The organism is Mucilaginibacter sp. UYCu711 (assembly GCF_050433825.1).
Classification (GTDB): Bacteria; Bacteroidota; Bacteroidia; order Sphingobacteriales; family Sphingobacteriaceae; genus Mucilaginibacter.
The window spans coordinates 302,220-314,934 of record NZ_JBNPWM010000006.1 but is presented as its reverse complement, the minus strand read 5'-3'; the positions used below and the strand labels follow the sequence as shown (position 1 = coordinate 314,934).

General features: G+C 41.7%; 11 protein-coding genes. All 11 read left to right on the top strand.

Going from position 1 to position 12,715, the window contains the following annotated elements; genetic code table 11:
* Positions 1–120: 120 nt before the first annotated feature.
* The 11 genes from ABIB50_RS14940 to ABIB50_RS14890 all read left to right on the top strand — a co-directional run bounded on the left by ABIB50_RS14940 (position 121) and on the right by ABIB50_RS14890 (position 12,704).
* Entirely contained in the window at positions 121–1,362 is a 1,242-nt protein-coding gene (locus tag ABIB50_RS14940; protein WP_429380808.1) for a cation:proton antiporter, read from the top strand.
* Complete coding sequence (locus tag ABIB50_RS14935) at positions 1,355–2,677, top strand: TIGR00341 family protein (RefSeq protein WP_429380806.1); 1,323 nt, start codon at positions 1,355–1,357, stop codon at positions 2,675–2,677. Before ABIB50_RS14940 ends, ABIB50_RS14935 begins: the two co-directional genes overlap by 8 nt.
* A 185-nt stretch (positions 2,678–2,862) precedes the next feature.
* Complete coding sequence (locus tag ABIB50_RS14930) at positions 2,863–3,531, top strand: hypothetical protein (RefSeq protein WP_429380804.1); 669 nt, start codon at positions 2,863–2,865, stop codon at positions 3,529–3,531.
* A gap of 31 nt (positions 3,532–3,562) precedes the next feature.
* A complete protein-coding gene (locus ABIB50_RS14925) occupies positions 3,563–4,411 on the top strand; it encodes a 3-keto-disaccharide hydrolase (protein WP_429380802.1) in 849 nt (282 codons plus the stop codon).
* Between the two features lie 312 nt (positions 4,412–4,723).
* Entirely contained in the window at positions 4,724–5,839 is a 1,116-nt protein-coding gene (locus ABIB50_RS14920) for an ATP-binding protein (protein WP_429380800.1), read from the top strand.
* A 353-nt stretch (positions 5,840–6,192) separates the two neighbouring features.
* The gene (locus tag ABIB50_RS14915; RefSeq protein ID WP_429380798.1) at positions 6,193–6,900 is read left to right on the top strand and encodes a 3'-5' exonuclease; all 708 of its coding nucleotides are present in this window, start codon (positions 6,193–6,195) and stop codon (positions 6,898–6,900) included.
* Position 6,901: 1 nt separating this feature from the next.
* Positions 6,902–8,593, top strand: a complete 1,692-nt coding sequence (locus tag ABIB50_RS14910; RefSeq protein ID WP_429380796.1) for an ABC transporter ATP-binding protein — start codon at positions 6,902–6,904, stop codon at positions 8,591–8,593.
* A 59-nt stretch (positions 8,594–8,652) separates the two neighbouring features.
* Positions 8,653–9,018 (top strand): four helix bundle protein, encoded by a 366-nt coding sequence (locus ABIB50_RS14905; RefSeq protein ID WP_429380794.1) that lies wholly within the window; start codon positions 8,653–8,655, stop codon positions 9,016–9,018.
* Positions 9,019–9,123: 105 nt separating this feature from the next.
* Entirely contained in the window at positions 9,124–11,262 is a 2,139-nt protein-coding gene (rnr, locus tag ABIB50_RS14900; RefSeq protein WP_429380792.1) for a ribonuclease R, read from the top strand.
* Positions 11,263–11,340: 78 nt separating this feature from the next.
* Positions 11,341–12,315, top strand: a complete 975-nt coding sequence (locus ABIB50_RS14895) for a polyprenyl synthetase family protein (protein WP_429380790.1) — start codon at positions 11,341–11,343, stop codon at positions 12,313–12,315.
* Between the two features lie 11 nt (positions 12,316–12,326).
* The gene (locus ABIB50_RS14890) at positions 12,327–12,704 is read left to right on the top strand and encodes an energy transducer TonB (protein WP_429380788.1); all 378 of its coding nucleotides are present in this window, start codon (positions 12,327–12,329) and stop codon (positions 12,702–12,704) included.
* Positions 12,705–12,715 lie beyond the last annotated feature (11 nt).

Genomic DNA, 12,715 nt, shown 5'->3' with positions numbered 1-12,715 from the left:
CTTAAAAGTACATTAAACTATTAAGCCTGATTCTTGCGGATCAGGCTTTTGTTTTTAAAAAAGCAAAGCAACAACAGCAATACAAAATATAGGCAGGCTAAATTTATTATCTTTAACCCAATGCAAACTCAGGAGATAATAACCTTTACTATAGTGCTGGCGGCGATATTTGCCTATATCAATCACCGCTTTATTAAATGGCCGCCTACTATCGGTATAATGGCATTATCGTTAATCTCATCAATTGCGCTTGCCACATTTGGTTCAAGATCCCTAATTTCAGAAAAAGCATTACAATTAGTAAATTCATTGGATTTTCAGGATGTGCTGATGAATTTTATGCTTAGCTTTTTGCTATTCGCAGGCGCTATCCATATTGATTTGGGCAAATTAAAACGCGAACGTTGGCCGATAATAATATTGGCCACCTTAGGTATTTTACTGTCTACCTTTATTGTTGGTGGCTCGGTTTGGTATTTGTTTAAGTTATTCGGCCTGCCAATCCCCTTTATTTATTGCCTTTTGTTTGGCTCGCTCATTTCGCCAACAGACCCTATAGCTGTACTTTCCATATTAAAGGAAGCTAAAATTCCGGCATCATTAGAATTAAAAATATCCGGCGAATCATTATTTAACGATGGTGTAGCCGTTGTGATATTCATTACTATTGCCGAAGTAGCCAGATCAGGCACCGGTGATTTTTCATTCCCGCTCGCGGCGAAACTGTTTGCGCAGGAAGCAATAGGCGGCTTACTATTCGGTGGATTATTGGGTTATATTGGTTATTGGGCGATGCGATCAATAGATGACTATAAGGTGGAGGTTATGATAACCCTGGCTATTGTAATGGGCGGTTACTTTATTGCCGGCAAATTGCACATATCAGGGCCATTGGCAATGGTAATTGCCGGTATAATAACCGGTAACAAAGTCAGGGATGGCGCTGTATCAACAACAACACTTGATTATCTGGATAAATTTTGGGAGTTGATTGACGAAATATTAAACGCTATTCTGTTTATGCTGATGGGGCTTGAAATGCTGATCATTAAAATAGATAACACTATACTAATTATCGGTGCCATTTGTATTGTTATTATTTTGTTTGCCAGGTGGGTTTCTGTAGTTATTCCAATTTCATTGTTAAGGTATAAGATCAAATTCGAGCGTAATGCTGTAGCCATACTAACCTGGGGTGGTTTACGGGGAGGGTTATCTGTAGCCATGGCACTATCATTAAGTACCGCCATGCATCGCGATGAGTTTGTATTAATAACTTATATGATAGTAGTATTCTCTATTATTGTGCAGGGCCTTACAATAGGCAAGCTGGCAAAGAAACTAAAAACAAGTGATGGGTAAATTAATAACAGATATTCGAACGCTTTTGACTGACCGGTTCCATTTACAAGATGGTAAAGCCGAAGAGTCTGTAATTATCGACGCTGTAAAAAATAATATAGATTTTAAAGGCGCAAATCTGTTTGCGTTAATATTTGCCATCTTTATTGCATCCATCGGTCTAAATGTAAATTCAACCGCGGTTATTATAGGTGCTATGTTGATATCGCCTATAATGGGCCCTGTAATGGGCATTGGCCTGGGTATAGGTATTAATGACCTTGATTTGGTAAGGCGCGGACTTAAAAACTTATTCGTAGCCACAGTTATAGCTGTTATCGCGTCTACTATTTATTTTTTGATCACACCACTGCATAATGCACAGTCTGAATTATTAGCACGCACTTCTCCTTCCATTTGGGATGTTTTTATCGCTTTTTTTGGCGGCCTCGCCGGCATGGTTGCCGCATCGCGCAAAGAAAAAACTAACGTGATACCTGGTGTTGCAATTGCAACCGCTTTAATACCGCCGCTATGTACGGCCGGTTTCGGTATTGCTATGGGTAATTGGTATTTTGTGCTTGGCGCCCTATACTTATATTTTATTAATAGTGTTTTTATCGCTATTGCTACCTTCCTGATGGCAAGATATCTAAAAATGAAAAAACACCATCTGGAGGACATCGGACAGGAAAAAAAAGTAAACCGCTATATTATCCTCATTGTTATAATTACTATAGTGCCCAGTATCTTTATGGCCTATCGGATAGTTGATAAAAGTATTTTTGAAAACAACGCCCGAAAGTTTGTTGAAAAAGAATTTATCTTCTTAAACACACAGGTAGTGTCCAAATCAATTATCTATAAAAATAAAACTATCGACTTATTATTACTTGGTAGCATATTAGACAAACCTGTGTTAGATTCTATAAGAAAAAAGTTACCATATTACAAATTGACCAATGTTACCCTGGTCGTCAGGCAGGGGTTAAATGCACGACAGCAAATAGATCTTTCGCAAATAAAGGCAAGTATAATAGAAGATGTTTTTAAGGGCCGTGCCGACACAATTAAAAAGAGTACAGTTAATAAGCCGGTAGTCGCCGACTCGACCGTGCTTGCTGAATTGAAAATTCTTTATCCTTCCATTACCTCCTTTGGTGTAAATCAAACATTTGTTCGTCATACGGCTAAGCAACCAATTGATACTGTGAGTGTGGCTTTGGCAACTTTTAACAATAAATTAAGCGATAGGGAAACAAGCAAATTGGCCGGTTGGATAAAGTTGCGATATCAAATGCCAAAGTTAGTGGTGGTTACTAATTTTTATAAATAACTATAGGCTAAACACGCTATCATCCACCGCAACCATCACCAAATCTATAATTTCGGGGTGTTTAACGCGGAGAATTTGAAAGGTTCTCAGTTTCCCGGGAGGCTTTTTGTATTGAGTAATCTTCCGGCAATTGCAGGTTAGCAAAATTATGATTTACTTAGTATAACTATAGCCAACCTTATATCATGCATAACCTTAAACCAATTTTCATTTGCCTGAGTACCCTATTCTTATTGTCCGCTTGCGGCGGTACAAACAAAACTGATAAAACAGATACCGGCAAAATTACTATTCGCACCCCGATAACCCCTCCTTTGTTTGTTGTGGACAGGATAGATGATAGCGTTAAACTAACTGCGTTAGTAAGGGCTTTATACAAGTGGCACGAAACCGCAGAAATTAAGCCAAATGGCTTTGTACCTACCAAGAGGAATCCGGGCGATACTTTAAATACCGGCATGGATTTAAAAGTCACCGAGGTAGCAATTGTTAACTTAAGAAGGCTCGGTTTTTTTACCGAAGATTTCTTAAATGATTACAAAAATATCGCCGTGCGCATGGATAAAGAATTGCGCGATGGCTCCTCGCTTTGGCCCGATGGTGAACTGCCTACTTTCAATGATGATGTTGATGAATGGTGCAACTGCCAGGATTTCCCTGATAATTACTGGGAGAAACTAACGCTGGCTAATTTGAAGTTCAATGATAATGAAGCGGATTTTAAATGGACCTGGGGCGATAATTTCTTTTACCATACCAAAGCAAAAAAGGTAGCAGGTATTTGGAAGATAAGCTATTTAGAAGGCTATGATATGAACTGGTATAATTGGGAATGGCAAAAAAAGCATAAATAAGCTTATCTTAGTTCAACCAATATCAACCGCCATGCTTCGCAAATACTTTATCGCGCCATTACTGTGCACCTTTATTTTTGGCTTTACCTTAAAGTTGAAAGAACCTAAATGGACGCAATTATTTAACGGCAAAAATCTTAAGGGTTGGGATAGTTACCTTGGCCCGGACCTTGACGATAAAGGCAAATTCATTACCCCAACGCCGGTTGGCCTGAATAACGACCCGCGGCAGGTATTTACTATTGTAAAAGAAGATAATGAACCGGCCATAAGGATCTCCGGCGATGGCTGGGGTGCTATCATCACCAAAGCCGAATACGAGAATTACCATTTGCGCCTGCAATTTAAATGGGGCAAATTAAAATGGGGACAACGCAAAAACGGCAATAAAGACAGTGGGCTGCTTTACCACTCAGTTGGCCCGTATGGTGCGGATTATGGCGCGTGGATGCGTGCGCAGGAGTTTCAGGTTGAAGAAGGTAACTGCGGCGATTTCTGGGGCTGCGCGGGCGGCACTGCTGATATCCCGGCGGTTAAAAAAGGCGATAACAATTATGTTTACAGTCCGCAAGGCGTATTGACCACCTTTAGCGATGGCAATAAACAGGGCCGCCATTGCACCAAACAAGGTAGCAGTTATGAAAAACCATCAGGCGAATGGAATACACTCGACCTGTATTGCCATGGTGATACCAGCATCCACGTAGTGAATGGTAAAGTATCTATGGTGCTTTACCGTAACAGCCAGAATGATAAAGGCGTGCTCACCCCACTTGCCAGGGGAAAGATCCAATTGCAATCAGAAGGTGCCGAGGTGTTTTACCGGCGGGTAGAAATGCAGAGGATTGATAGGTTGCCGATGGCGTTGTTGAAAGAGTAGGTGCATATTTAAATATTGAAGGTGCAGACCTGGCTATTTAGAATATCAAGATTAGGGAAGTCGATGCTTCAATAATTCACAGGCCCCGCCTGTCAGGGCCGATTTGTAATCCCGGACTATTGAGATATAGTAAAGTAACAAATAAAGTGTTCGTTTTTGGCTTTTTAAAAATTTAAATTTTTTCTCATAATAACTATATACCATTTTTATACCTACCTTTTACCGGTTTTTCTACCTGTGTAAACAGGTGAACGATCCTCTGAGAACGATACGAATATGGGACATCTTGCAGAACAACTTAGGCTTGCAAACATGCAACTGGAAGCCGTTAATGCCGAGTTATTATACGAACGACAAGAAAAAGCTAAGCGGGAAGCCGAACTGATCCTTGCCAATATTGAGCTTGATTTCCAGAATCACGAAAAAGAAAAACGTGCCGCCGAATTAACATTAGCCAATACCGAATTGCTTTTTCGGAACCGCGAAAAAGAAGATCGTGCTAACGAATTAGCCCTTGCCAACCACGAACTGGTATTTCAAAACCAGGAAAAACAAGATCGTGCCGATGAACTCGCTATAGCCAATAAAGAGCTGATCTATCAGAACCAGGAAAAGCAAAAACGTGCCGATGAACTTGCTATTGCCAATAAAGAGCTGATCTATCAGAACCAGGAAAAGCAAAAACGTGCCGATGAACTTGCTATTGCCAATAAAGAGCTGATCTACCAAAACGAGGAGCGTGAGAAACGGGCTATAGCGGATGCCAAAAAGGATGAGTTTTTTAATATGGTTAGCCATGAATTAAAAACACCGCTTACCAATATCAAAGCCATTAACCAGATCTTAGCTAAATCGTTAAATAAAGCCGACCGCAGTTACCGCTTTATAGAACGATCTAATCAGAGTGTTTTGCGGTTAGAGCGGCTTATTGAGGATCTGCTGGATGTTACCAAGATTAATACCGGCGAGATAGACCTTAATATAACCGAATTCTTTTTTACAGATATACTTACTCAAAGTATTGAAACGGTACAACAGATCTCCACGCAACATCAAATCACACTGGAAAACTCGGTAGATATTTTTTACACCGGCGATCAGTTTAGGTTGGAGCGTGTTATTATCAACCTGTTAAACAATGCCATTAAATATTCGCCCGATGCTACACAGGTAAAAGTAAGCGCGTTTGTTGAGAGCGGACAGATAACCGTTTGCGTAATCGATTCGGGCATAGGGATAGCCAAAGAAGATATCGCGCAAATATTTAAGCGATTTTTCAGGGTGAAAAAAGTAGCCAAGCAATTTAATGGTGTGGGCCTGGGCCTTTACATTGCTGCCGAGATCATTAAAAAACATAATGGCACCTTTACTATTGACAGCGAACCGGGTGTGGGCAGTAATTTTTGCTTTTATTTGCCGATTAATTAACGCTGTTTTAAATATACCTAAGACTCTTAGGCATGTTTCACTTTAAGTGTTTCACTCCGTTTGATTAAAAAAGAAAATTTTTGTATACTTTATTTATTTACAGGTAATTACAACCTTCATCTCAAGTTTTTGTACTGTTTCAAAGTGTTTCACTCAAGTTTTATCAAATCATTGATTCATAATAACTTACATTAAAATAGTGTTTCAAGTGTTGCAAACTGTTTCATTTTTTAAGTGAAACAGTTTGATGCTTTTTTAAGATCATCTACTGTCAGGCAGCTGTCAGTAGATGGATATTAGTTTCCTAATTCGATAGCTATCATTATATTGGCTGTATTAATAATTTTATACGGATGCTTGAACAGTACGACCTGGGTAATTTAGTGGTATTAGACATTGAAACCGTGCCGCAACACGCCACGCACGATGAGCTGCCCGATCATTTTAAAAAGCTTTGGGACCTTAAAACCCAACGCATCCGCAAGGATGAGACCGCCGAAGAGTTCTATGAAAGCGCCGGCATCTGGGCCGAGTTTGGGAAGATAATTTGTATCTCGGTTGGCGTATTCACCGGTAGCGCTGTAAGAGGCATGCGTATAAAATCATTCGCCGGGCATGATGAGAAAGAGCTATTAGCGGACTTCTCGACCATGCTGGCCGGCCAGCCGCCAAGCCTGATATTGGTTGCACATAATGGTAAAGAGTTTGATTTCCCCTATATCTGCCGGCGTATGCTGGTTAACGGCCTGCCCCTACCCAAACAGCTGGACATAGCCGGCAAGAAACCCTGGGAGATTGGCCACCTGGATACCATGGAACTATGGAAGTTTGGCGATTATAAAAGCTACACCTCCTTAAATCTACTCACCTCTATATTCAACATCCCCACCCCAAAAGATGATATAGACGGCAGCATGGTTGGCTCGGTTTACTGGAAGGACAACCAGCTGGAGCGTATCAGCACCTATTGCCAAAAGGATGTGATAGCTACAGCCCAATTGCTAAGGCGCTATCGCGGCGAGCCATTGATTGACGAGGAGAACATCACCATAGTAGGTTAATATGCTAAGCGTTACCAACCTCACTATCCAATTTAAAACGCCCGAGGGGTTGTTTGATGCAGTTAAGGGTATCTCATTCAATCTCGCCAAAGGCGAAACCATTGGTATAGTTGGCGAGTCGGGGTCGGGTAAGTCGGTTACCTCATTAAGCCTGATGCGTTTGCTGGATAAAAGCAGTTCGGTAGTTAGCGGTAAGGTGCTGTTGGATGATATAGATCTGTTTGGCATATCCGAAGAAGAAATGCGTGCCGTACGCGGCAACCGTATAGCCATGATCTTCCAGGAACCCATGACCTCGTTAAACCCGGTACTTACTTGCGGCTACCAGGTTACAGAAGCTATACAGCTGCATTTGGGATTGACGGAAGCCGAGGCAAAGGCACAAGCCATCAAACTATTTAAAGAGGTGCAACTCCCCCGCCCCGAGGCGATATTCGACAGTTATCCGCACCAGGTATCTGGCGGCCAAAAGCAACGGGTCATGATAGCCATGGCGCTTTCCTGTGATCCCGAGATACTGATTGCCGATGAGCCCACCACCGCGCTTGATGTTACGGTGCAAAAGACCATCATCGACCTGTTAAAAAAGCTAAAGGACGAGCGCGGCATGAGCCTGGTATTTATCTCGCATGACCTTGGCGTTGTGCATGAAATTGCCGACCGCGTGCTGGTAATGTATAAAGGCGAGATCGTAGAACAGGAGAAGGCATCGACACTGTTCGCGCACCCGCAGCACCCATACACCAAAGGCTTGCTGGCTTGCCGTCCATCAGTCAAACATCATCTTAAAAAGCTGCCCGTTATAGCCGATTTTAAAGATAGCGATACCAGCATAGCGCACATCCGTAACGAATACCATTACCCGAAGGCAGAGTTAGCCGAACGCAAGAAAAGACTATACAGCCAGCAACCATTATTGGAAATAAAAGACTTGAGCACCTGGTTCCCGGTAAGCTCAGGGATCTTCGGGCAATCAAAGAACATGGTAAAGGCGGTTAACAATGTAAGCTTTGATGTTTACCCCGGCGAGACACTGGGCCTGGTTGGCGAATCGGGCTGTGGTAAAACAACTTTGGGCCGGAGCATCTTAAGGTTGATAGAGCCTACAGCAGGCATCATCAATTTTGAAGGTACTGATCTGCGCAAACTAAACAAAACCGACCTGCGCAATATACGCCGCGATATCCAGATCATATTCCAGGACCCCTACTCGTCGCTTAACCCACGGCTTACCGTTGGCGAGTCGATTATGGAACCCTTACAGGTACACAATTTGTATAACAACAACACACAGCGCAAGAAACGGGTTGTTGAACTACTGGAGCGCGTTAACCTGCTGCCTGAGCATTTTAACCGTTACCCGCACGAGTTCTCTGGCGGGCAGCGGCAGCGTATCGTTATTGCCCGCGCTTTGGCCCTACAGCCTAAGTTTATCATTTGCGATGAATCTGTATCGGCATTGGATGTTTCGGTACAGGCGCAGGTGTTGAACCTGATAAGAGAATTGCAACAAGAGTTTAACCTTACTTACATTTTTATCTCGCATGACCTGTCGGTTATCAAACATATATCCGACCGTATGATGGTAATGAACAAAGGCGAGATCATTGAAATTGGCGATCCGGATGATATTTATCAGCACCCTAAACAAGAATATACCAGGCGGTTGATTGAATCGATTCCGGCTGTTTGAATGCGGAAGTCGGAATGCCGATTGCGGAATGTGGTAAGTTTGAAATATAAATTTTGAATATGCAACCTGTGAATGACCTTAAACTGAGAACTAAAACTTTTGCGCTCAACATAATTAAACTTGTCAAGTCAATGCCGGAAGATAGAATTGGTAGAGTACTTGGAAATCAAATATTGCGATCCGGCACATCGGTAGCCGCCAATTATAGGTCGGCTTGTAAAGCTCGTTCTAAAGCCGATTTTATATCGAAAATAACAATTGTTGAAGAAGAAGCTGATGAAACAATGCTATGGCTTGAACTGATAATGGAATCGGAAACTTTAAATAATGATTTTACTAAATTTCTACATAAAGAAGCCAATGAATTAACAGCGATATTTACAAGCTCGGGGAAAACTGCGAAAGAAAATAACGTTAAGAAATAGTCACTGACGAATTATCATTCAAACGACATTAAAAAACTTCCGCATTCGGCATTCCGACTTCCGCATTCATTTTTCCGTATCTTCGCATAAATACTTATTTAATACATGTCTAATAAAAAGAAACATAGCGCAACAATAAACACAGTACTAACCCAAATGGTGCTGGATATTTTTGAGCAAAATGGCAATACACCACTTAATTACAAGCAGGTATCGGCCAAACTAAACGTACGCGATCCTGATGCAAAATACACCATACTTGATATTTTAAAAGAAGAAGCATTTAAGCAAACCCTTAAAGAAGTATCGCCCGGCAAATTCCAGCTGATTGAACTGAAAACATTTATCGAAGGCAAAGTCGATTTGACTAATGATGGCTCGGCCTTTATAGTTACTGACGATGCTGATGAAACTGACATTTTTGTAGCTCCGCGCAAGCTACGCAATGCCTTAAATGGTGATCGTGTTAAGGTTTATGTTTATGCCAAAAGCAAGGGCAAGCGCCAGGAAGGCGAAGTGATAGAGATATTGCAACGCGCCAAAATGGAATTTACCGGTATAGTAAAACTATCAGACCGATATGCGTTTTTTATTCCTGATGATCGTAAAATGATGCACGATATCTTCATCCCGATGGGTGAACTTAACGGCGCTAAAAACGGAATTAAAGCAGTTGCCGAAATAACCGACTGGCCCGCGCAGGCTAAAAACCCGGTTGGACGCATCAAGCATATTTTAGGCGCTCAAGGTGAGAACGATACTGAAATGAATGCCATACTTGCTGAGTATGGTTTCCCCCTCTCCTTCCCTAAAGAGGTTGAGCAAGATGCAGAAGAGATCTCAGCAGATATAACTCCACAAGAAGTCGCTAAACGTCGTGACTTCAGAAACGTTACCACCTTCACTATCGACCCATTTGATGCCAAGGATTTTGATGATGCCATATCATTTAAAATATTGGAGAATGGCAACTACGAAGTTGGCGTACACATTGCAGATGTATCGCATTACATCATTCCCGATTCGGCTTTGGATAAAGAAGCTTTTGATCGAGGAACCTCGGTTTACCTTGTAGATAGAGTTATCCCAATGTTGCCGGAAAGATTATCAAACGGTTTGTGTTCATTGCGTCCTAACGAAGATAAACTTTGTTTCGCGGCTGTATTTGAGTTGGATGAGCAAGCCAATATCCAAAACGAATGGTTCGGGAAAACAGTTATCAACTCAAACCGCCGTTTTACTTATGAAGAAGCACAGGAAGTTATTGAAACCAAACAAGGCGACTTTAGCGATGAGATATTAAAGCTGAACGAGCTTGCCTATATACTGCGCGACCGTAAGTTTAAAAATGGTGCCATTAGCTTTGAAACTACCGAGGTTAAGTTTATTCTTGACGATAAAGGCAAGCCAACCGGGGTTTACGTAAAAGAACGTAAAGATGCGCATAAGCTGATAGAAGATTTTATGCTTTTAGCCAACCGCAAAGTGGCCGAATTTGTAAGTAAAAAAGGCAAGGGCAAGCAAAAATATACATTTGTTTACCGTGCGCACGATTCGCCAAAACCCGAAGCATTGGCCAGCTTTGCCAATTTTGCTGCACGGTTTGGGTATAAGATCAATACTAAATCCGACAAAGAAACTGCAAAGTCCCTTAACTTTTTGATGGAGGACGTGGAAGGCAAAAAAGAAGCGAATGTATTGACCCATTTGGCTATCCGGTCTATGGCTAAGGCAATTTACACCACTAAAACCAGCAGTCATTACGGTTTGGCGTTTGATCATTATACGCACTTCACCTCACCTATCCGCCGTTACCCCGATGTGATGGTACACCGTTTATTACAACATTATTTAGATGGCGGTCAGTCGGTCAATGCAGATCATTACGAAAAGATGTGCCAGCATGCGTCAGCAATGGAAAAGAAAGCTGCCGATGCCGAGCGTTCATCTGTTAAGTACAAACAAGCCGAGTTTTTGAAAGACCAGGTTGGCAGCGTTTATAGTGGCGTTATATCGGGTGTTACAGAATGGGGTATGTATGTAGAGATCCTTGAAAATAAATGCGAAGGAATGATAAGGCTGCGCGATATCTCTGACGATTTTTATACCTTAGATGAGAAAAATTATGCCATCATTGGCCAACGTAAAAAGAAGATTTATCAACTGGGTGATGAGGTTAAAATACGTGTAAAAAACGTCGACCTTGCTAAAAAACAAATTGATTTTTCGTTAGTACAAGATTAGTATAATGGTGATTAGTTAGATTAATTTGATTGGGTTTAAACCACTCACTTACTCAACCACTCACTTATTAACCAAACCATGAGAGAACTACAAGACCTGCAACTATTAATTGATAAAGCGGTTACCAATCTTAAATATCCGGTGTATCCCGCCGAATTATACGAGCCTATAGCATATATCCTGAACATGGGCGGCAAGCGTATGCGCCCTGCCCTGTTATTAATGGCTTGCGACCTGTTTGGCGGCGACGTAGAAAAAGCGCTTCCTCCCGCTCTGGCAATTGAGGTGTTCCATAATTTTACGTTGATGCATGATGATATTATGGATAATGCGCCACTGCGCCGCGGTAAAGTTACCGTGCACGAAAAATGGAATAAAAACGCGGCCATCCTGTCAGGCGATGTGATGTTGATAGAGGGTTATAAGCTGATGATGCAGGTTGAGGACAGGTTGCTACGGGTTATACTGGACATATTTAACAACACAGCAGTAAGTGTTTGCGAAGGCCAGCAACTGGATATGGATTTTGAGGTACGTAACGATGTAAAGATAGACGAGTATATTTACATGATCCGCCTTAAAACCGCTGTAGTACTGGGGGGAGCTTTAAAAATAGGGTCGATATTAGGCGGTGCCGATATGAAAGATGCTGAGCTTATCGCCGAGTTTGGCGAAAACCTTGGCCTGGCCTTCCAGTTACAAGATGATATCCTTGATATCTATGGTTCGCCCGAAAAATTTGGCAAACAGGTTGGCGGTGATATCATATCAAACAAAAAAACTTACCTGTTGATAAAAGCTTCGGAGTTGGCTAATCCTGATCAAAAAGCCGAATTAGCCAAATGGATCAATGCTGAACAATTTGATCAACTGGAAAAAGTAGAAGCCGTTACCGCTATTTACAACGACGTACAAGTAAGACAGCACGCCGAAACCACTATGCACAGTTATGCTGATAAAGCTTTCGAGGCGCTAGAAAAGATCAACCTGCCTGAAGAAAACAAACAATACCTGCGCGATTTTGCGGATAGCTTAATGGTGAGGGAATATTAGTATATTTAGTTATGAAAAAGTTTATCACGCTAATCTTTCTTGTAGTGTGCGGTTTCGGTTCGCAAGCACATTACAATTTAACTACACAAGAACCTATTTTATATAAGGTAGACAAGTACCCGCAATATGCAGGAGGTTTTGAGGCCTTCATTACTTACCTCAAAAAAAATTTACATACAGGCACCGAAAAAGGCAGGGTAATAGCAACATTTGTTGTTGAAAAAGATGGCAGCATCACTGGTATAAAAATCGTTCGGTCGTTTTCAGAAGAAGCAGAGGCAGAAGCATTACGGGTGATCAAATTGATGCCAAAATGGTCTCCTGGTATGGACAAAGGCAAGACTGTAAGAGTGCAATATACCATACCCATTTCGTTCCCAACACTATAGATACTGGTCCT